Annotated in this window: 22 protein-coding genes; 13 read left to right on the forward strand and 9 right to left on the reverse strand. The window is 63.6% G+C overall.

Annotated elements, in window-relative coordinates; translation table 11 throughout:
* Nucleotides 1-2 precede the first annotated feature (2 nt).
* Both DN611_RS01770 and DN611_RS01775 read left to right on the forward strand, forming a co-directional pair.
* Nucleotides 3-1,148 carry an ABC transporter permease gene (locus DN611_RS01770; protein WP_021751378.1) on the forward strand — a complete coding sequence of 382 codons (1,146 nt, stop codon included), beginning with the start codon at nucleotides 3-5 and terminating at the stop codon, nucleotides 1,146-1,148.
* Entirely contained in the window at nucleotides 1,148-2,089 is a 942-nt protein-coding gene (locus DN611_RS01775; RefSeq protein WP_021751377.1) for an ABC transporter permease, read from the forward strand. Before DN611_RS01770 ends, DN611_RS01775 begins: the two co-directional genes overlap by 1 nt.
* 73 nt (nucleotides 2,090-2,162) lie before the next feature.
* On the opposite strand, the gene DN611_RS01780 is transcribed toward DN611_RS01775, so the two are convergent.
* Nucleotides 2,163-3,083 (reverse strand): nucleoside recognition domain-containing protein, encoded by a 921-nt coding sequence (locus tag DN611_RS01780; RefSeq protein WP_119310499.1) that lies wholly within the window; start codon nucleotides 3,081-3,083, stop codon nucleotides 2,163-2,165.
* 98 nt (nucleotides 3,084-3,181) lie between these two features.
* On the opposite strand from DN611_RS01780, the gene DN611_RS01785 reads away from it, so the two are divergent.
* Genes DN611_RS01785 through ybeY form a run of 4 tightly spaced genes read left to right on the forward strand, consistent with a single transcriptional unit; the run spans nucleotide 3,182 to nucleotide 6,177 of the window.
* Nucleotides 3,182-3,472: a YabP/YqfC family sporulation protein gene (locus DN611_RS01785; RefSeq protein WP_021751375.1), complete on the forward strand. Its 291-nt coding sequence runs from the start codon at nucleotides 3,182-3,184 to the stop codon at nucleotides 3,470-3,472.
* Nucleotides 3,473-3,476: 4 nt separating this feature from the next.
* Entirely contained in the window at nucleotides 3,477-4,682 is a 1,206-nt protein-coding gene (locus tag DN611_RS01790) for a sporulation protein YqfD (RefSeq protein WP_021751374.1), read from the forward strand.
* On the forward strand, nucleotides 4,682-5,683 hold the full coding sequence (locus DN611_RS01795; protein WP_021751373.1) for a PhoH family protein: 1,002 nt from the start codon (nucleotides 4,682-4,684) through the stop codon (nucleotides 5,681-5,683). Before DN611_RS01790 ends, DN611_RS01795 begins: the two co-directional genes overlap by 1 nt.
* Complete coding sequence (gene ybeY / locus DN611_RS01800; RefSeq protein ID WP_021751372.1) at nucleotides 5,683-6,177, forward strand: rRNA maturation RNase YbeY; 495 nt, start codon at nucleotides 5,683-5,685, stop codon at nucleotides 6,175-6,177. The genes DN611_RS01795 and ybeY overlap by 1 nt, the downstream gene beginning before the upstream one ends.
* A 1-nt stretch (nucleotide 6,178) precedes the next feature.
* On the opposite strand, the gene DN611_RS01805 is transcribed toward ybeY, so the two are convergent.
* Nucleotides 6,179-6,388 carry a hypothetical protein gene (locus tag DN611_RS01805; protein WP_021751371.1) on the reverse strand — a complete coding sequence of 70 codons (210 nt, stop codon included), beginning with the start codon at nucleotides 6,386-6,388 and terminating at the stop codon, nucleotides 6,179-6,181.
* An 85-nt stretch (nucleotides 6,389-6,473) separates the two neighbouring features.
* Between DN611_RS01805 and DN611_RS01810 the strand changes: the two genes are divergently transcribed.
* The 7 genes from DN611_RS01810 (at nucleotide 6,474) to DN611_RS01845 (ending at nucleotide 13,976) form a co-directional block, all read left to right on the forward strand.
* Nucleotides 6,474-6,683, forward strand: coding sequence for a helix-turn-helix domain-containing protein (locus tag DN611_RS01810; protein WP_025544688.1), 210 nt, complete (start codon nucleotides 6,474-6,476; stop codon nucleotides 6,681-6,683).
* Nucleotides 6,684-7,397: 714 nt separating this feature from the next.
* Nucleotides 7,398-7,769: a hypothetical protein gene (locus DN611_RS01820; protein WP_119310500.1), complete on the forward strand. Its 372-nt coding sequence runs from the start codon at nucleotides 7,398-7,400 to the stop codon at nucleotides 7,767-7,769.
* Nucleotides 7,747-9,963 carry an SF1B family DNA helicase RecD2 gene (gene recD2, locus DN611_RS01825; RefSeq protein ID WP_119310501.1) on the forward strand — a complete coding sequence of 739 codons (2,217 nt, stop codon included), beginning with the start codon at nucleotides 7,747-7,749 and terminating at the stop codon, nucleotides 9,961-9,963. Before DN611_RS01820 ends, recD2 begins: the two co-directional genes overlap by 23 nt.
* Before the next feature lie 358 nt (nucleotides 9,964-10,321).
* Nucleotides 10,322-10,570, forward strand: a complete 249-nt coding sequence (locus tag DN611_RS01830) for a helix-turn-helix domain-containing protein (RefSeq protein WP_025545758.1) — start codon at nucleotides 10,322-10,324, stop codon at nucleotides 10,568-10,570.
* Nucleotides 10,567-11,241 carry a ComF family protein gene (locus DN611_RS01835; RefSeq protein WP_119310502.1) on the forward strand — a complete coding sequence of 225 codons (675 nt, stop codon included), beginning with the start codon at nucleotides 10,567-10,569 and terminating at the stop codon, nucleotides 11,239-11,241. Before DN611_RS01830 ends, DN611_RS01835 begins: the two co-directional genes overlap by 4 nt.
* Before the next feature lie 130 nt (nucleotides 11,242-11,371).
* A complete protein-coding gene (locus DN611_RS01840) occupies nucleotides 11,372-12,397 on the forward strand; it encodes a rod shape-determining protein (protein WP_021748489.1) in 1,026 nt (341 codons plus the stop codon).
* Between the two features lie 175 nt (nucleotides 12,398-12,572).
* On the forward strand, nucleotides 12,573-13,976 hold the full coding sequence (locus DN611_RS01845) for a GNAT family N-acetyltransferase (protein ID WP_021748488.1): 1,404 nt from the start codon (nucleotides 12,573-12,575) through the stop codon (nucleotides 13,974-13,976).
* A gap of 43 nt (nucleotides 13,977-14,019) precedes the next feature.
* Here the strand turns inward: DN611_RS01845 and DN611_RS01850 are convergent, their stop codons facing one another.
* The 7 genes from DN611_RS01850 to spoVAD form a co-directional block, all read right to left on the reverse strand.
* Nucleotides 14,020-14,229, reverse strand: coding sequence for a hypothetical protein (locus tag DN611_RS01850; protein ID WP_119310503.1), 210 nt, complete (start codon nucleotides 14,227-14,229; stop codon nucleotides 14,020-14,022).
* Nucleotides 14,226-14,618: a cytidine deaminase gene (cdd, locus tag DN611_RS01855; RefSeq protein WP_021748486.1), complete on the reverse strand. Its 393-nt coding sequence runs from the start codon at nucleotides 14,616-14,618 to the stop codon at nucleotides 14,226-14,228. Before cdd ends, DN611_RS01850 begins: the two co-directional genes overlap by 4 nt.
* A gap of 27 nt (nucleotides 14,619-14,645) precedes the next feature.
* Nucleotides 14,646-14,990 (reverse strand): hypothetical protein, encoded by a 345-nt coding sequence (locus tag DN611_RS01860; RefSeq protein ID WP_025545243.1) that lies wholly within the window; start codon nucleotides 14,988-14,990, stop codon nucleotides 14,646-14,648.
* Between the two features lie 15 nt (nucleotides 14,991-15,005).
* On the reverse strand, nucleotides 15,006-16,244 hold the full coding sequence (locus DN611_RS01865; RefSeq protein WP_119310505.1) for a polysaccharide deacetylase family protein: 1,239 nt from the start codon (nucleotides 16,242-16,244) through the stop codon (nucleotides 15,006-15,008).
* Between the two features lie 306 nt (nucleotides 16,245-16,550).
* The gene (spoVAE, locus tag DN611_RS01870) at nucleotides 16,551-16,907 is read right to left on the reverse strand and encodes a stage V sporulation protein AE (protein WP_021748483.1); all 357 of its coding nucleotides are present in this window, start codon (nucleotides 16,905-16,907) and stop codon (nucleotides 16,551-16,553) included.
* Nucleotides 16,908-17,025: 118 nt separating this feature from the next.
* The gene (locus DN611_RS01875) at nucleotides 17,026-18,750 is read right to left on the reverse strand and encodes an ammonium transporter (RefSeq protein ID WP_119310506.1); all 1,725 of its coding nucleotides are present in this window, start codon (nucleotides 18,748-18,750) and stop codon (nucleotides 17,026-17,028) included.
* 217 nt (nucleotides 18,751-18,967) lie between these two features.
* Entirely contained in the window at nucleotides 18,968-19,987 is a 1,020-nt protein-coding gene (spoVAD, locus tag DN611_RS01880) for a stage V sporulation protein AD (RefSeq protein WP_021748480.1), read from the reverse strand.
* Nucleotides 19,988-20,078: the final 91 nt, after the last annotated feature.

The following is a 20,078-nucleotide window of genomic DNA, read 5'->3' on the forward strand; positions in this document are numbered from 1 at the left end:
CCATGAGACAAGAAAAATCATCCCTCCTGCGGAACAAGGGATTCCAGTCCCTGCTGGCATCCCTGCTGTGCATCGTGCTGGGCCTGCTGATCGGCTACATCGTGCTGCTGATTATCAACCCCGCCGGCGCGGGAGAGGCCATCCGCACCATTGTGGAGAACTTCCTGTACTATCCCAGCGCCGCGGCCCGGCTGCGGTATCTGGGCAACACGCTGGTGAAGACCGCGCCGCTGCTGATGTGCAGCCTGTCGGTGCTGTTCGCCTATAAGGTGGGCCTGTTCAACATCGGCGCCGCCGGCCAGTACGTCATCGGCGCCGGCGCCAGCCTGTACTGCGCCCTGGGCTTCGGGCTGCCCTGGTACGTGTGCCTGTTGGCGGCTATTGCTGCCGGTGCGGTGCTGGGCGCCATCTCCGGGCTCCTGAAGGCGTACCGCAATGTGAATGAGGTCATCTCCTGCATCATGCTCAACTGGATCAGCCTGTATCTGGTGAACGCCCTGCTGTCCCAGGTGAAGGAGACAGCCAGTCCCTACACCTTCACCCTGAGCAGCACGAACCCCGACGCCATCCTGCCCTCTCTGGGCCTGGGCGCCCTGTTCTCCGACAACCAGTATGTGACCATCGCCATCCCCCTGACGGTGATCGTGGCCGTGGGCATCTGGGTCCTGCTGGAGAAGACCAAGCTGGGCTATGAGCTGCGGGCCACCGGCTGCAACAAGTTTGCGGCCAAGTACTGCGGCATGAAGGAGAAGCGAAACATCATCCTCACCATGGCCATCGCCGGCGGCCTTGCCGGCATGGGCGCGGCCACGCTGTTCCTCACCGGATTCGAGCAGTGGCAGGTCACACAGTCCGCAGTGCCGGCCATGGGCTTCAACGGCATCGCCGCCGCCTTCCTGGGCGGACTGAATCCCATCGGCGCTATCTTCTCCTCGTATTTCATTCAGCACATCACCAACGGCGGCGCGTATGTGGACAAGACCATGTACTCCGCCCAGATCTCTGATCTGATCTCCGCCCTGATTATCTACCTGTGCGGCTTCGTACTGTTCTTCAAGGTCTTTATGAACAGCCGGCTGGACCGGCGGGATGAAAAGCGGCGGGCAAAGGAAGACCGGCCCGGCTCTGAGGAAGGAGGGAAGGCGTAATGTTACTGCTGCTGCAATACACGCTGATTTTCGCCTCCGTCCTGCTGCTGGTGGCGCTGGGCGGCTGCTTCTCTGAACACTCCGGCGTCATCAACATCGGCCTGGAGGGCATCATGGTCATGGGCGCCCTGGGCGGTGCGCTGATGATGAAGTTCCTGCCTGCAGGCACCTCCGCCTTTGTGGTGGTGCTGTTGACGGTGCTGGCCAGTATCCTGCTGGGCATGATCTACTCCCTGCTGCTGGCGGTGGCGGCCGTGAACTTCAAGGCGGACCAGACACTGGTGGGCACGGCCATGAACCTGCTGGGCACCGCCGCGGCCACCGTGTTCGTGAAGGCCATGAACACCGCCGCCGATCCGGACAACGTGTCCTCCACCATCCAGTACCTGGACGGCCGCAAGGCATTCCTGGTGAACATCGGCGGCTTTGAGTTCAACTGGTGCATGCTGCTGGCGGTGATCGCCCTGGTAATCGCCTATGTGGTGCTGTACAAGACCCGCTTCGGCCTGCGGCTGTGCGCCTGCGGCGAGCATCCCCAGGCAGCGGATTCCGTGGGCATCAACGTCTACCGGATGCGCTACGCCGGCGTACTGATCTCCGGCGTGCTGGGCGGCCTGGGCGGCATTGTGTATATCATCGCGGGCGTCAGCGAGTGGAAGTTTGAAAACGGCGTGGCCGGTTTCGGCTTCCTGGCCCTGGCGGTGATGATCTTCGGCCAGTGGAAGCCCACCCGCATCGCCCTGGCGGCGCTGCTGTTCGGCTTCTTCCGGGCCCTGGGCAATGTGTACAGCGGCTTCGACCTGCTGAGCAATCTGAACCTGCCCAGCTCCGTGTATAACATGCTGCCCTATGTCATCTCTCTGGTGGTGCTGGCCTTCACATCTCAGAAGTCCCGTGCCCCCAAGGCGGAGGGCATTCCCTACGACAAGGGCCAGCGGTAATTCCATCACAAAACGGAATTTCACGACAAAATATGCCTCCCTGTTATCGGCTTCGACAACAGGGAGGCTGTTTTTATCCCAGCACGTAGCCCACCAGCAAAGCGGCCAGCAGCAGGGAGAAGGCACTCTGCACCACCTTGCCCAGGAAGCAGTTCCGCAGCCGCAGGCCGCTGCCCTCCAGCACCGCCAGCGTCTGACACAGGACCGAGAGGCCGCCCCAGCCCGCTGCTGCCGCCGCCAGAAGAAAGCCGAAGGCATCAGCTGTCAGCAGGGGCGTCAGGGAGAAGAGCTCCAGCGCCGCCACCAGGACCGCCCCCAGGCGGCCGCCCATGGCGGTGAGAGGCTGCGCCAGCACATAGAAGAACACCACGAAGGCGCACACAGACAGAATCCCGGCAAGCGAGGACCGGACAGCCCCGGTGAAGGCCTCCGCAAAGCTGACAGCCTGGAAAGGAGGATGCCTTGTCAGTTCCTGCCGGGAAGCGGATTTTCCGCTGCCCCGAAACACCAGTCCCGTCAGAAGGGCGGAGAGCACATGGATCAGCCACAGCCACACCCCGGCCCGCACACTGCCGAACACCCCCACGCCCAGCACACTGATGAGGAACACCGGATTGGAGTTGTTGCAGAAGGCCAGCAGCCGCTCCGCCTCCTCCCGGGAGACCAGATTTTCCCGGTAGAGGTCTGCTGCCGTCTTGGCGCCGATGGGGTAGCCCCCCACCAACCCCAGCACCAGCGCAGCACTGCCAGCACCGGGGACCCGGAACAGCGGCTCCATCAGCCCCGCCAGCCAGGGGGCGGCCAGCTCCCCGAACCCCAGAGCCAGCAGCGCTGAGGAGGCCACCAGGAAGGGGAACAGGGAGGGGACCACGGAACGGGCACAGAGGGCCAAAGCTTCCGCCACACTGTCCCGCACGGCCCCGGCGTCCGCCAGAAACCACACCAGCAGGCCGCCGAGGCACAGGCAGGCCAGTATCCGCCATCGAATCCGCATCCCGCATCACCTCTCCACACCCTATGCCGGAGCGGGGGACACTATGCCCCCGGCATGTTGCGGGACGTTTGTGCATACAGTCGGGAAGAGGTGAACGTATGGAGCGGAATCGAAAGGACCGAAACGGCGGCGTGCTGGACACGGTGGCGGAGCTGTTCGACCTGCCGGCAGATCTGGTGGCGGGCCTGCCCCACCTGGAGATGATGGGCAGCCGCCAGCTGTATCTGGAGCACCACACAGGCATCCTGGCGTACAGCGACGAGCAGATCGACGTAAACACCACCGGCGGCGTGCTGCGGGTCCGGGGCGCCCGCCTGGCCCTGATGGCCATGACGGCGGAGGAGCTGCGGATCGGCGGGGACATTGCCGCCGTGGAGTGGGTGAGGTGACACCATGCTGAATCAGATCGTCAACCGGCTCCAGGGCCAGGTCCGGATCCGGGTGGAGACCCCCTTTCCGGAGCGGGTGCTGAATCTGTGCGGCGCCCGGAACCTGGCCTTCTGGGATATGGAGTGGGAGTCCGAGACTGCCTTCACCTGCCGGCTGAACCGGCGGGATTACTACGCCCTGCGCCGGGCGGTGAAACAGCTGGACTGCCGGCTGACCGTGGTGCGGAAGGAGGGGGTACCCTTCTTCCTGGGCCGGTTCCGGCGGCGGCACGCGCTGTTGGCGGGACTGACCCTGTGCAGCGCACTGCTGTTCTTCGGCTCCTTCTTCATCTGGGACTTCACGGTGGAGGGGAACCAGCGGGTCACAGACGAGGAGATCCTGCGGGCGCTGCAGCGGCAGGGGGTGGGGATCGGGACCTTCGGCATCTCCCTGGACACGGAGGACATCCGCAACCATGTGCTGCTGGAGATTCCGGAGCTGCTGTGGATCACAGTGAACGTCTCCGGCTGCCGGGCCTATGTAGAGGTGCGGGAGCGGGTGGAGGCGCCGGAGCCGGTGGACGAGCGGGAGCCCACCAACGTGGTGGCCCGCCGGGACGGGCTGATCCTGGACATCCAGGCGATGGATGGGGTCCGGTGCGTGCTGCCCGGGACGTCGGTGGAGGCGGGCGAGCTGCTGATCTCCGGCGTGGAGGACACGGAGACCGTGGGCGCCCGGGTCCTGACCGGCATGGGGAAAGTGGAGGCCCGGACCTGGTACACCCTCTCCACAGTAATGCCTCTGACGGTGGCGGAAAAGCAGTACACCGGAGAGGAGAAACAGGGCTACTCCCTGGTCTTTGGGACAAATCGGGTAAAATTCTTTTTAAACAGTAGCATCGGGACGGGAAACTATGATAAAATAACCGAAAGGACCCAGTGGTCCCTGTTCGGGCTGCCGCTGCCGGTCACCTTTGTGAAGGAGACCTTTCGTTTTTACGAGACGGTCCCCGCCGAGGTCTCCGCCGCCCAGGCGGAGAGCCGGGGTGAGGCGATCCTCACGGACTACCTCCACACTCTGGTGGACCCCTACGGCACCGTCAGCTCTACCCTGTGCACTTCTCGCCGGGAGGGGGACGGACTGCTGGTGACACTGACGGCGGAGTGTGTGGAGGAGATCGGCCGGGCCGTGCCCATCTACACAGACCCCACAGAAGAATCGGGCGGCTGATGCCCGGGAGATACAGGAGTGATACCTTGGAACAGCGAATCAGCATTGAGCGGCTGGAGCAGGCCGTGAATATTTTTGGCTCCTTTGACGAGAACATCCGCCTGCTGGAGCAGGAGTTCTCCGTCACGGTGGTGAACCGGGACGGGGAGCTCCGGGTGGAGGGCGAGCCGGAGGACACCATGCTGGCCTGCAAGGCCATCCAGGCCCTGCTGACCCTCTCTTCGCGGGGGGAGGCCATCGGGGAGCAGAACGTCCGCTACGTCATCGGCCTGGTGCGCAGCGGCAAGGAGTCCCAGATCACCGAGCTCACCGGCGACGTACTGTGCATCAGCGCCAAGGGCCGGCCCATCAAGCCCAAGACCATCGGTCAGAAGGAGTATATCAAGTCCGTCCTGAAGAACACCGTCACCATCGGCGTGGGCCCGGCGGGCACCGGCAAGACGTATCTGGCCGTGGCCGCCGCCGTGCAGGCGTTTCGGGACAAGCAGGTGAACCGCATCATCCTGACCCGTCCGGCGGTGGAGGCCGGCGAGCGGCTGGGCTTCCTGCCCGGGGACCTGCAATCAAAGGTGGATCCCTACCTGCGGCCGCTGTACGACGCCCTCTTCGACATGCTGGGGGCGGAGACCTATCAGAAGTATTTGGAGCGGGGCAACATTGAGGTGGCCCCTCTGGCCTATATGCGGGGCCGGACGCTGGACGACAGCTTCATCATCCTGGACGAGGCACAGAACACCTCCCGGGAGCAGATGAAGATGTTCCTGACCCGGCTGGGCTTCGGGTCCAAGATCGTCATCACCGGCGACGTGACCCAGATCGACCTGCCGGACGGCAAGGCGTCCGGTTTGAAGGAGGCCATGCGGGTCCTGCGGGACGTGGAGGGCATCGGCATCTGCGAGCTGACCAACGCCGACGTGGTCCGCCATGTGATGGTTCAGCGGATTGTGGAGGCCTATGAGCGGTACGAGACCGCGAAAAACGGCGGAAAGGGGCGGAAGTGATGGCGAAGCGGCATTATATCCCCGTCACCGCCGACGTGCCCGGCGCCGCCAGTGAGGGCAACTGCGCCCTGATCCGCAAGGTGATCCGCACCGCCCTGGCGGCGGAGGGGGTGGACGTTCCCTGTGAGGTGGACGTGCTGCTGACGAACGACAGCGGCATTCACGAAATCAACCGGGAGATGCGGCAGGTGGACGCCTCTACGGACGTGCTGAGCTTTCCGGAGTTCGACCTTCGGCCCGGGGAGCTGCCCGCACCGGAGGACGCGGACCCGGGCACCGGCCTGGTGCCCCTGGGGGACATGGTGATCTCCATGGAGCATGTGGCGGCCCAGGCCAGGGAGTACGGCCACGCCAAACGGCGGGAGCTGAGCTATCTGGTGGTGCACTCTGTTCTGCACCTGCTGGGGTACGACCATCTGGACGAGGGGCCCCAGAAGGCCCGGATGCGGGCGAGAGAGGAAGCCATCCTGGGGGAGCTGGGCATCGGGCGGTGAATCACTCCCGGGGCAGGCCCCGGCCGGTGCGCAGGCCCAGCAGGAAAGCGTGGATGGCGGTGAACTCCAGGTTTTTTTCATAGCTTTCCAAGGCGTGATAACCCAACTCGTTATGAATCATATCCATGTGGAAGTTATAGTCGTCCGCTGGGACAGTGTCCAGGTAGGGCTTGATGTAGTGGAGATAAAGCCATATCATAAAGTCTGACATAGAAACCACCTTTCAAAAAACACCATTTTCACTGTGCTATGATGAAAAGATAACACAGTTAATTCGCGGTGTCAAGAGGAACAAAATGCTTTTGAAAGAAAGACTGCGAGAATTGCGCAAGGAGAAAAAAGAGACACAGGTTCAGGTAGCTGAGGCGATTGGGATTGTTGAGCAGCACTACCAGAAATTTGAGGGTGGTGTTAACCTCCCCAACCTGGAAAACGCCTGGAAGCTGGCGGACCACTTCGGCGTCACCATCGACTATCTGGTGGGGCGAAGCGACAAGCGGGGGTAACATGAGATGGGCCGCCGTCGCGGCGGCCTCGGGGATCTCTGCTCCCGCAGGGGGCTTGTCCGGCGGGATGCGCCCCCCATTCTCTTTTTGGTTGCGCCAAAAAGAGAATGCGCCGCGCCCGGTGGAAGAGAAAAAGCGCTTCGGCGGGGCGGTCTGCGCCAGCGCAGACCTCCTGCCGCCGGCGGGGGATGGTTGGCACTCCCTTGCAGAAGTCAGGGACGGAAACGCGCCGCCCTTGGGGAATCCTTAGGCCCGGGGAGGTTCAGGGATACCCCTGCTTCGCTTTCCGCTGCCGCTCACGCTTCCGCGGAGAACCAGCCAGCGCGTAGCGACGCGGAACGCGCGAAAAGAGAAGCTGGTCAAATGCGATCTTGCACCCCGACGACCTCCGCACCATCCGCCACGGGTCGGCAGTTGGGGGAACCGCAGAAGACCTAAGCGTGCCCGAAGGCTAGGCAAAATCGGAGCAGGCACCGGTACGCCGACCCCCGTCAGCGCGGAGGGCCACTGCACCGGAGCGCGTCCAAGCGGCCTTTTCTTTTGGACCGTGCACGGCCCGTTTTCTTTTCGGCAAGACCGAAAAGAAAATGGGGGGTGCATTGCCCAGCTATCATCATAGCTGCCATTCCGCGTCCAATGGGACGCACCCCAAACACTCCCGCCCCGGAACACCGAATCTGCCCCGTTGCATACACTATCCCGAGGTGATTTGGGATGACATTGCTGCAAGACGGTTTGATCGCGTTCTTCTCCGCGGTGGGCGTGACCACCCTGGTGTGGATCGTGGCAGGGGCCTTTTTCCGGGCGGGGCGGCCGGCGGTGCCGGGGCTGCTGCTGGTGCTGCCCCTGCGGGGAGAGGCCCTGGCCATGGAGGCGGACGTGCGGGAGCTGCGGCGCCTGCGGGGGCGCCTGCCCGGGGCCAGAATCGTGCTGGCGGACTGTGGGCTAACCCGGGACGCCCGGGCGCTGGCGGCCTATCTGGCGGACCGGGATCCGGGGGTGGCGCTGACGGACGGCGCTGTGATCCGTCTGGACGAAAACGAGCATACGAAAGAGGAAGAGCATGGAAGAGCTGGTCACCTGTGAGGGAACGGTACATAGCATCATTTTTCAAAATGCCGAGAACGGCTATACGGTCCTGCGCCTCCTGACGGAGGAGGGTGAGGTGATTACGGTGGTGGGCTGTATCCCCTGCGTGGCGCCGGGAGAGCACCTGGCGGTCTCCGGCGTGCCGGAGACCCACCCCCAGCACGGGGAACAGCTCCGGGCGGTGGAGCTGGAGCGGAGCCTGCCGGAGGACGAGGAGGAGATCTTCAGCTATCTCTCCTCAGGCATCTGCAAGGGGGTGGGCCCCGCCACCGCGCGGCGGATTGTGGAGCGGTTCGGGGCGGAGACCCTGGACGTTCTGGAGCGGGAGCCGGAGCGCCTGACCACGCTCAAAGGCGTCACCGCCCGCAAGGCCCAGGAGATCGCGGAGAGCTTCCGCCAGCACATGGGCCTGCGGCGGCTGATGGCCTTTCTGGCCCAGTACCAGCTGCCTCCTGTCCTGGCTATGGAGCTGCGGCGGCAGTACGGCGACGCGGCGCTGGAGAAGGTGCGGGAGAATCCCTACCTCCTCTCCGGCGAGGCGTGCGGGGTGGAGTTCTCCGTCACCGACGGGATCGCCATGGGCATGGGGCTGGCTGCGGACAGCGACCAGCGGCTCCAGGCGGCGGTGACCTTTGAGCTGAGCCACAATGAAAACAACGGCCACGTGTTCCTGCCCCGGAACAAGCTGATCTCCGCCACGACCCAGCTGCTGGACAGCGGGGCGGAGCTGGTGGAGCAGGCTCTGGACAGCCTCATTGAACGGGGCGCGGTGGTCCAGGAACAGGTGGCCCATGTGGAGGCCTGCTACCTCCGGCGGCTGTGGGAGGCGGAGTGTTCCGCCTGCATCCGCCTGGCGGGGCTGCTGGCTGCGGATACAGACCGCAGTGCCCAGGCGGGCCGGGCGGTGGACGAGCTGGAGGCCCAGCAGGGCATCACCTATGCGCCCCTGCAGCGGCAGGCGGTGGAGCTGGCCGCCCGGACGGGGGTGCTGGTCCTCACGGGAGGCCCCGGCACCGGCAAGACCACCACAGTCCGGGGCATCGTGGCCCTGTTCCGGCGGATGGGCCTGGAGATCGTCCTGGCGGCCCCCACCGGGCGGGCGGCCAAGCGCATGAGCGAGCTGACCGGCATGGAGGCCCAGACGGTCCACCGGATGCTGGGGATGAGCTGGAACGACGTCACCCATCAGGTGACGTTCCAAAAGACGGAAAAGGAGCCGCTGGAGGCGGACGCGGTGATCGTGGATGAGATGTCCATGGTGGACCTGGCGCTGTTTTCCGCTCTGCTGCGGGCCCTGCGGCCCGGCACCCGGCTGGTGCTGGTGGGGGATGCGGACCAGCTGCCCTCCGTGGGGGCGGGAAACGTGTTCTCCGACCTGATCCGCAGCGGCAGGGTGGAGACGGTGTTCCTCCGGGAGGTGTTCCGCCAGGCGGAGCAGTCGGCCATCATCCGCAACGCCCACGCGGTGAACCTGGGCCAGCCGCCCCAGCTGGCCAACAACCAGGGAGACTTCTTCTTCCTCTGCCGCCGGGATGGGGAGCGGACCCTCTCCACGGTGGTGGAGCTGTGCAAAACCCGGCTGCCGGACCACATGGGCATCCCGGCGGACCAGATCCAGGTGCTGACGCCCACCCGGAAGGGGCCCAGCGGCACGGAGAATCTGAACCGCTGTCTTCAGGCGGCGCTGAACCCGCCGGCGGCGGACAAACGGGAGATCCAGTGGGGAGAGCGGCTGTTCCGCACCGGAGACCGGATCATGCAGACGAAAAACAACTACAACGTGGTATGGGAAAAGGCGGACGGCACCGTGGGCACCGGCATGTTCAACGGAGACGTGGGAAGGATCGTGGAGATCGACCCGTCCGGAGAGCTGCTGGTGGTGAACTTTGATGACCGGATCGCCACGTACACGCTGGATATGCTCAATGAGATCGATCTGGCCTATGCCATGACGGTCCACAAGGCCCAGGGCAGCGAGTACCAGTGCGTGGTGCTGGCGGCCATGCCGGCAGCGCCGTCCCTGATGGTGCGGGGAGTGCTGTACACGGCCCTGACCCGTGCAAGAGAGCTTCTGATCGTGGTGGGGGACGACGCGGCCATCCGGGCCATGGCGGCCAACGACCGTCAGCAGCGGCGGTATTCCGGCCTCCGGTGGAGGCTGGCACATTTTGCGGATCCGGCGGAGAGATAAAGGCCGCCAGGTTTGCTGCCGGTGGAGGATGGGGTGCGTCCCATTGGACGCGGGACGGGCAGTTATGCTGCTGGCTGGGCAGATACACCCCCGTTTCCCTTTTGGAAAGACAAAAGAGAAACGGGGGCTGTATCCCTGCTGGACCAGCCCCTGCGGGAGCAGACACCCCGAGGCCGCCATCCGGCGTCCCCTGCGTATCCGCCCAGCCGTCATGGCTGAGTTTTGCAGATGGAAACTGACGCCAACGGTTTCATAGAACAGGCGTGCAACACGGACCCATATGGGTCCCATTTTTTTACCTTTCCTCCATAGAATAAAGCAAAATCGGACCGAAACAGGTCCTGTTGCGGAGGCGTCTATGGAGGAGCAGAAGATCAAGCAGGACATCCGGATTGGAGCCAATATTCGGCGGATCCGAAAAAATCGAGGCATCAAGCCCATGGCACTGGTCCGCCTGCTCCAGCTGGAGGGCGTGGAAATCACCCGGGAATCGCTGGTGAAGATTGAACGAGGGGCTCAGCATATCAAGGCTTCCCAGCTCCGGGGTATCCGTGACGCTTTGCATACCACGTATGACGAACTGCTGGCGGAGGCAGAGAAACGATGAGCCTGCTGTCCGCCCTCCTGGACCTCATCTTCCCAGCCAAGTGCCCCTTCTGCGGCCGTGTTTTGGACAGACCGGGCATCTGTGACACCTGTCGCGGGGAGCTTCCCTGGACGGAGGGAGCCGACGCCCTGCGCCGGGGGCCCGGCGGCTTTCTCTGCGCGGCGCCTCTGTGGTACCAGGGCCTGGCCCGAGAGGGGCTCCACCGCTTCAAGTTCCGGGGGATGTCCTCTGCTGCGGCGCCCCTGGGAGAGCTGATCGCCGGGTGCGCGGCGGAGCACTTCTCCGGAGCGTTCGACACGGTGACCTGGGTACCTGTCAGCCCCAGGCGCCTGCGTCAGCGGGGGTATGACCAGGCCCGCCTGCTGGCGGAGAGCGCCTGCCGCCTGTGGGAGACGAAGCCGCTGCCGCTGCTGCGCAAGACCGTCCACAACCCCGCCCAGTCGGGACTGAAGGAAGCTGCCGCCCGCCGGGCCAATGTGCTGGGGGTCTATGAGGCGGTGGACCCGGAGCGGATCTCGGGGCATCGTATCCTGCTGGTGGACGACATCTGCACCACCGGCGCCACCTTGGCAGAGTGCGCCCGGGTGCTGCGGGAGGCCGGAGCGGCAGACGTGGTCTGCGCCGCAGCGGCCTTGACGCCGCTGGAGAGGGACAGCGGGAAAAAGGCCTGAATCGGTGGAAATTGTTCACAAATTAGTGTTGCATTCCCAGGAAACTGCCAGTATAATAAAGACTGTATGATTGTTCGCGGGAAAACCGCTTATACTATAAGACAGAAAGATCAAATGAGGTGGAGTCAGTATGTCCATGACGAAGGATATCGGTATCGATCTGGGTACCGCGTCGGTTTTGGTATATGTAAAGGGGAAGGGAATCGTCCTGAACGAGCCGTCCGTGGTGGCCATGGACAAGACAACCGGCAAGCTGCTGAAGGTGGGCGCAGAGGCTCAGGCCATGCTGGGCCGGACCCCCGGCAACATCATCGCCATCCGCCCCCTGCGGGAGGGCGTCATCTCCGACTACGACATGACGGAGCGGATGCTGCGGGAGTTTATCCACAAGGTGGCGGGCGTGTCCTTCTTCAAGCCCCGGGTCATCATCTGCGTGCCCTCCGGCATTACGGAGGTCGAGGAGCGCGCCGTCATCGACGCGGGCATCCAAGCTGGCGCCCGGAAGGTCTACCTCATTGAAGAACCGGTGGCCGCAGCCATCGGCGCTGGCATCGACATCACCCAGCCCGACGGTCACATGGTGGTGGACATCGGCGGCGGCACCGCGGACATCGCTGTCATCTCCCTGTCCGGCGTGGTGGAGAGCGCCTCCATCAAGATCGCCGGCGACCAGCTGAACGAGGCCGTGGTCAAGTACATGCGCCGCAAGCACAACCTGCTGGTGGGCGAGCGCACCGCTGAGGAGATGAAGAAGCAGATCGGCTGTGTCTTCCCCAAGGACGAGGAGGAGACCATGGACGTGAAGGGCCGCTGCCTGCTGACCGGCCTGCCCAAGGTGGTCACCGTCAGCTCCACGGAGATGATGGATGCCTTTGAGGAGCCGGTGGAGCGGATCATGGAGGCCATCCACTCCGTACTGGAACGGACGCCGCCGGAGCTGGTGGCGGACATCTCCACCAACGGCATCGTCATGACGGGCGGCGGCAGCCTGGTCTCCGGCTTTGACAAGCTGGTGACGGCCCGGACCGGCATCCACACAGTGATTGCCGACGACGCTATCAGCTGTGTGGCGCTGGGCACCGGCAAGAGTCTGGACTCCCTGAACGCCATGCAGGACGGCACGATGAATCTCAGCCGCCGCAAGCAGATGAACTGATGTGTGACGCAGCGGCCGCGGGCTGGCACCCGCGGCCGTTTTCTCCGCTGACAGCCCGGAGAGCTGTTGCGAAAACGACTGCACCCCTGCGGAGCGGGGCATATACTTTGCGGGAAGAGTAGGAAACGGCACAGGCATATCCCGTGCTTTACGATCAAGGACAAGGAATGAAAGTATGCTAGAGTTCAAACCAGTGACAAAGCAGGAGGCCCCCCGCCTCCGGCGGTATTACCAGACCTGTGAGTTCGGCCTGTGTGAGTATTCCGTGGGCACCAAGCTCATGTGGAAGGCCGCGCTCCACCCGGCCTGGGCGGAGATTGCCGGATGCCTGGTGGTCCGCAATGAGATCGACGGCCAGGTAGTCTTCGACTACCCGGTTCCCGGCCCGGAGGGGGACGAGGATGCGGCCCTGGAGGCCATTGAGAACGACTGTCTGGAGCGGGGTATCCCCCCGGTGATCTCTGTGGTGCCGGAGTGCAGGGCCGCCAAGCTGCTGGGCCGGTATCCCTATGTGCGGGTCAGCGATGTGCGGACCTGGCGGGACTACGTCTATTACCGGGAGGATTTGCAGTTCTTCGCCGGGCGGCGGTACTCCGGCCAGCGGAACCACATCAACAAGTTCCGGTCCAAGTGGCCGGATGCGCAGTTCCGCCCCCTGACGGCGGCGGACGCACCGGTGATCGAGCAGTTCTGGCAGGACTATGAGGCGGAGTTCCCCAAGGACAGCAACGCCAAGGCCAAAAATGAGCTGGAGCTGGCCAAGAAGATGCTGAAGATGACCGGCAAGCCCTACTTTTTCACCGGCGGCATGTTTGACGGGGAGAAGCTGATCGCCCTGTCCCTGGCGGAAAAGTGTGGGGACACCCTGATCATCCACATTGAAAAGGCCCTCTACTCCTATACCGGTGTATATCCTGCGCTGGTCCAGGCATTCGCCGACGCCTTTGGCGATGGCTGCCAGTGGATCAACCGGGAGGATGACGCGGCGGACAAGGGCCTCAGGACTTCCAAGCTCCAGTACGGCCCGGCCAGGCTGGCGCCCAAGTACCGGTTCGATCCCCAGAATGAGCTGCTGAACCACGTGCAGGCCATTCCGGAGCTGAAGACGGAGCGGCTGACCCTCTCCGCCCTGACAGAGGCGGATATCCCCGCCTACAACGCCCTGGTGCTGGACGCCGACCGGAACCGCTGGTGGGGCTATGACGATGTGGGCGGCCTGGGCGGCCGGGTGGAGGAGCGGAGCTTCTTCGACGTGGCGAAACGGGATTTTGAAAACCGGCAGGCGGTGAACTTTGCCGTCCGGCTGGATGGGAAGCTCATCGGCGAGGCGGTGCTGTACCGGTTCGACTGCCGGGGCGGCGCGGAGCTGGGCTGCCGGATTGACAAGGCATACGCCGGAAACGGATACGGCACCGAGGCCTTCGCTGCTGTGGCGGAGTGGGGCCTGTACAAAATCCATCTGAGCCGGGTGGTGGCCAAGTGTTACAAGGAGAACCAGGCGTCCTACAAGATGTTGTCGGCCTGTATGCGGAAGAAGGGGGAGGACGACACCTTCTTCTACTTTGAAAAGCTAGTATAAAGCCCATGCCGCCGGTGCCTCAGCACCGGCGGCATGTTTTGATTCAGATGTGCAGATCCGACCGGCGGCAGAAACCGCCTGGGAGAAGGCCCAGCTCCGCGGCCTTGGTGGCTGGGATCCGGCGGGAGAGGCGCTTTCCGGTCCGGTCCTCTGCCAGCACCCATATCTGGGACTCGGCCAGGACCTCCCCGCAGCAAAAGTCCACCGGCTCCAGTTTCAGGATGCGCAGCGCCCCTTCGGCGGGAGCCGTCACTGCAGGTACTCCGGGCCAAAGCTGTGGGGCAGCAGTTCTTCCAGGGTGAAGGTCCGCTCCTCTCCGGCGCCGTTGAGACAGATGATCTCGATGTTGGGGGCAAACTCCCGCAGCACCTGGCGGCACACGCCGCAGGGGACGCAGAGCTCACGGCTCCGCCCGGCGATCACGATGCGGACAAAGTCCCGGTGCCCCTCGCTGACGGCTTTGGCCACCGCGGTCCGCTCGGCGCAGATGGTGGGACCGAAGGAGGCGTTCTCGATGTTGCAGCCGGTGAACACCGTACCGTCGCTGCACTCCAGGGCGGCGCCCACGGGGAAGTGGGAATAGGGGATGTAGGCCCGGTCCAGCATGGCGACGGCCGCGGCCTTCAGTTCTTCACGGGTCATGGAAATACACTCCTTTGCAAGATGCGCTCAACTGACGGCCGGAAGCGACACCCAGCTCACCGGCAGAGCATTCAGGTCGGTGTCCGTGCTGGTGGTGGCCGGGATATCATACTGGACGATCACCCAGCCGCCCAGGGTGGGGGCATCATAAATGTCCCCGAACAGGCCGGACAGGCCGCCGCCCGGCTTTCCCCAGGCGTCCAGAATGTCCTGGCGGCAAAAACCGGACAGGGCCTCAGCGGCTTCATCATTCGTCATGCCCTCGATCTCAGTCAGGGAGGGAACCTCCTGTTCTGCTTTCCCGGAGCCGCAGGCCGTCAGCCCGGCCACCAGAAGGATGGACAGCAGAAACAAATAGACACACCTTTTCACGGTGGCTCTCCCCCCTTACGCCCAGTCGATCTCCCGCTGGGGACGAACCGTTACATCCATGATATCCTTTGCGTCGTAAAATTGCAAGTACCGGTCTCTGGAATGGCGCAGGGTGGTGCCGTCCGGGTGGAGCCGGTCGCAGATGACGGCGCAGAGATCCTTCTTGATATAGCTGAAGCTCTCAATGCCCACGGAGGCAAAGACTCGGAAGCCCTGGCTCTGGAGGTATTGGAACACCGGGCCGGTGTTCTGCCAGTCGTTGCCGTCGGGCCGCTCCCCGTGAGGGTAAAACAGGATGGTAGTGGGACCCACCAGGCTGCCCACCTCGTCAAACCATCGCTGGGTGTCCGCCTGGATGGATTCCAGGCTCTTGGTGCCCAGGCGGATGTGCCCCCAGGTGTGACTGCCGAAGGTCCAGCCGGTGCGCTTGAGCTCTGCGATAATAGGCTTCACCGCCTCGATCTCCTTCTGGCGGTTGGCCTCCCGCTCCGCGGTCCACTCCACATCCTGATCCGTCTGGGTGCGGTAGCCCAGGATGCCCTGATATCCCGTCAGGCTCAGGCAGCCCTTGGCGCCGAAGGGGGAGAAGTCCAGGTGCTCTTCCACAAACTTGTCCAGGATGGGGATGGCGTCCAGGTCCCGGGAGGTCACCTCATTGCCCTGGGGGTCCTTGCCCCAGGAGGCGATCTTGCCATCCTCCCCGATCACCAGCTTGTAGGTGAAGCCATTGGCAAGCATATATTCATAGTAGTTGGTGTCGTCGTAGGAGAGGATCAGGGGCTTTTTGCCCTCCGGCAGGTAGAGGGTGTTCCGAACCATCTTAGGCTGACCGTCCTCGCCGGTGGTCTCGCTCCACACATCGCCGATGTCCACCAGCACGTAGCCCTTGTCATAGACACTCTGGAGGATTTTGTTGTACTCATCCACCGTCACCATGTAATCGTCAATGCCGTTGGCCTGGGCGTCTCCGTCAAAGGCCAGCTCCGGATAGGCCACCACTGGATGGAAGAACAGGTGCTCCACGATGCCGTCATAGGCCGCGTAGGTGACACCGTCCCGAACGCCGCCCTCCGGCATGACCGTGGGGTCTGAAATCTCATAGGGTTCCGGCTCCGGCAACTCCGGGGCCTCCTCTTCCGGAGTCGGGTCTCCGGCGGCATTTTGAGCGGAGCCGCCAGCGGAGGCTCCCTGCCCGCAGGCAGCCAGGGAGAGCAGCATCAGCGCGGCAAGCAGCAGTGCGGTAAAACGGCGCATGATCGGATGTTCCTTTCTGTCGATTTTTGTCGGTGACCATAGTATAGCAGGAAACCGGACAGGAAAGAACAACAAAAAAATGACAAAATAAGAACAGGGCGGCAACGGTTGCCCTGAGACCGCAAAAAAGTGGCTGCAGCCACTCTTTTAGAGCTGCAGACCCAGCGCGCAAAACCTGCCCGCCATAGGAGACGGACAGGTCTTGCACAGATGGGGCGGGAAGTGGTTTCGGCCGTGCGCAGGAGGCGGCTGAACCCAGAATTTGATGCGCCTGCGGGCACGAATGCCGCGGCGGCCCCGGTTCCCTTACCGCTTGTCCCCCGGCCGGAAGATGGCCGCCATGAGCACGCCCGCCACCACGGCGGCCGTGACGCCCCCCGCCGCAGCGGTGAGCCCGCCGGTGAAGATGCCGATCCAGCCATCGGAGGCCACCGCCTCCCGGACGCCCTTGGCCAGCGTGTGGCCGAAGCCTGTCAGGGGGACCGTGGCCCCGGCGCCGCCCCACTGGGCCAGGGGCTCATACAGCCCCAGGGCACTGAGCAGCACGCCCACTACCACGTATCCGGTGAGAATGCGGGCGGGGGTCAGCTGAGTCTTGTCGATGATGATCTGTCCCACGGCGCACAGGATACCGCCGCAGAGAAACGCGTTGAGATATTCCATGAGATGTCTCCCCCTCTTTTCATAAGAGCAGTGTGCCCGGTTCCGGCGGGATTATGCAGTGCGGCCCGGAGACACAGATCTCCGGGCCGTGATGAAACCATGGGGCGAAAAGAGATGTTTATTCCGCATCCTGGAGTGCGCCGTATCCCTCTTCTCCGGTTCGGACTTTGATGACGTTCTCCACGTCGTAGATAAAGATCTTGCCGTCGCCGATATGGCCGGTGTACAGAACTTTTTTGGCGGTCTCTACCACCAGGCGCACAGGCAGCCTGCACACCACAATGGACACTTGAATGCTGGGCAGCATAGTGGCCTCCACCCTGGCCCCCCGGAAGTAGCCCTCGGTCTTGCCCCGCTGTTCGCCGCAGCCCATGACGTTGATGGCAGTCATGCCGGTGATGCCGATGTCGAACATGGCCCGCTTCAGGGCATCGAACCGCTCCATCTTGCAGAGAATGTCTACCTTGGTCATCTTGACGCCGGGGGAAGCGGATACCGCATCTGCCGGGGCAGTGACCACCTCCACCGGCACCGCCTCCTGCACCGGGACCGGCGCGGCGGCCGGGGCGGCAGGATTCAGTACAGCAGCGCCGTCTGGGGTATCGTCATAGGCAAAGGCAAAGCCGCCATAGGCGGTGGGCAGGCCGTGCTCGGTGATGTCCAGTCCCTTGACCTCCTCCTCGGGTGAAACCCGCAGACCGATGGTATGCTTGAGCACCTGGAACACAATGGTAATGGTGACAATGGTCCAGACCGCCGTGGCCGCTACACCCAGGCACTGAACGCCGAAGAAATGGAAGCCGCCGCCGTAGAACACACCGCCGTCCACTGCCAGCAGTCCGGTGAGCAAGGTACCTGCGGCCCCACAGACGCCATGGACAGAGATGGCGCCCACCGGGTCGTCAATCTTCAGCACAGAGTCAAAGAAGTTCACGGAGATAGGCAGCAGCAGGCCGGCTGCGATGCCGATGATGGCGGCGCCGCCGATGGAAACCGCATCACATCCGGCGGTGACGGCCACCAGTCCCGCCAGGGCGGCATTCATCGTCATGCCCACATCTGGCTTTTTATAGCGGAGCCAGGTGTACAGCATGGTGACGCAGCAGGCGACGGCAGCAGACATATTGGTGTTGACGAAGATCAGCCCCGCGGAGACCAGGGTGTTGTCTCCGGTCATGGAGACGGTAGAGGCCCCATTGAACCCAAACCAGCAGAACCACAGGATGAACACACCGAGGGCACCGAGAGAGAGGCTGTGGCCCAGGATGGCCCGGGGTTTGCCGTCCTTGTCGTATTTGCCCAGTCGGGGGCCGAGGATGGCGGCGCCGATACAGGCACAGATGCCACCCACCATGTGGACCGCCGTGGAGCCGGCAAAGTCGTGGAAGCCCAGATCACTGAGCCAGCCGCCGCCCCAGATCCAGTGGCCGGAGATGGGATAGATGAAGGCAGAAATGCAGAAGGAATAGATACAGTAGGAGAGGAATTTTGTTCGCTCCGCCATGGCGCCGGAGACGATGGTGGCGGATGTGGCGCAGAAAACGGTTTGGAAGATCAGATAGGCGAACAGGGGCACGCCCTCCGGCAGGATGGCGGAGTAGTCCCCCTGGACCATAGGGTCCAGGCCGCCGATCAGGGCCCCGCCGCTGGCGAACATCAGGCCGAAGCCCAGCAGCCAGTAGACCGGCGTGCCGATGCAGAAGTCCATGAGATTTTTCATGAGGATGTTGCCTGTGTTCTTGGCCCGGGTGAAGCCGGCCTCGCACATGGCGAAGCCCGCCTGCATCAAAAAGACCAGCGCCGCGCCTAGCAGGACCCAGATGGTGTTGACTGATGAATACATCGTGTTCCCTCCTAAATCACCACGGGCGGCGGCCGCGCGTCACGCCGCGCCTTGGAACAAATACAGGCAAGGGCGTCTGTGAGATGGTCTCACAGGCGCCCTTGCCTTTGATGGAGAACACTTTACCACGGTAGACGGACAGCGTCAAGACACGTTCTTCACAAGAAATCTGCTGAATCCGCCAAAAATTTATCCGAAATTTATATAGGTTGACCAATTACTCCCGGACGGCGCTCAGGCGCACGGCGTGGCAGATGGAGGGGATGGACTCCCCCTGGCCAGAAGAGGTGGGGGAGAGCAGCGCCCCGGTGGGGGCGAAGAGAATGGTCTTCCACTTGCCCTCCCGCATCTTGCGCAGGAGATAGCCGTTGAGCACGGAGGCAGAGCAGCCGCAGCCGGAGGCTCCGGCGTGCATATCCTGGTGCTTCCGGTCATACAGCAGCAGGCCGCAGTCCTGGAACTGGGGGCCCATGTCCACACCGTCCCGCTGGAAGAAGTCCCGGACGATGGCGTGGCCCAGCTCTCCCAGGTCACCGGTGAGGATCAGGTCGAAGTCCGCGGGCTTGTACCCGGTGTCCCGGAAGAAGGCGGAAAGGGTGTCGTAGGCTGCGGGGGCCATGGCGGCGCCCATGTTGTTGGCGTCCGTAATGCCCTTGTCCACGATCCGGCCGCAGGTGACGTGGGTGACGTAGGGGCCGGGGCCGTCGCTGCCCAGGATGGTGCAGCCAGCCGCAGTGGTCGTCCACTGGGCGGTGGGCGTCCGCTGGCTGCCGTAGGGCACCGGCATCCGGTACTGCCGCTCGGCGGTGCAGAAGTGGGAGGAGGTCAGGGCGGCGGCCCGGTCGGCGTAGCCGCCATCGATCAGCAGGGACGCCAGGCTCAGGCTCTCTCCCATGGTGGAGCAGGCACCGTAGAGCCCGTAGAAGGGCACCCGGAAGTCCCGCAGGCCGAAGGAGGAGCCGATACACTGGTTCAACAGATCTCCGGCCAGGATATAGTCCAGGTCCTCCGGCGTCAGCTCCGCCTTCTCCAGCGCTCGCTGAAGGACCGTCTTCTGCATGGCGGACTCTGCTTTCTCCCAGGTCTTTTCCCCGAAGAAGGAGTCGTTGCTGATCTCGTCAAAAAAGTCCGCCAGGGGGCCCTGGCCCTCGAATTTCCCCCCAATATTGGAAAAGGAGAGGACGGAGGGGGGATGGGCCAGGGCCACGGTCTGGCGGCCCAGACGCTTGTCATTCATGATGCGCCACCTCGCAATTGAAGAAAGTTTTCGTAGCTAGATTGTCCCAAAGAGGCAAAAATATGAGGCCCGGCGGAAGCCGGACCTCTGA

The organism is Oscillibacter sp. PEA192 (assembly GCF_003574015.1).
GTDB classification, from domain to species: domain Bacteria; phylum Bacillota; class Clostridia; order Oscillospirales; family Oscillospiraceae; genus Oscillibacter; species Oscillibacter welbionis.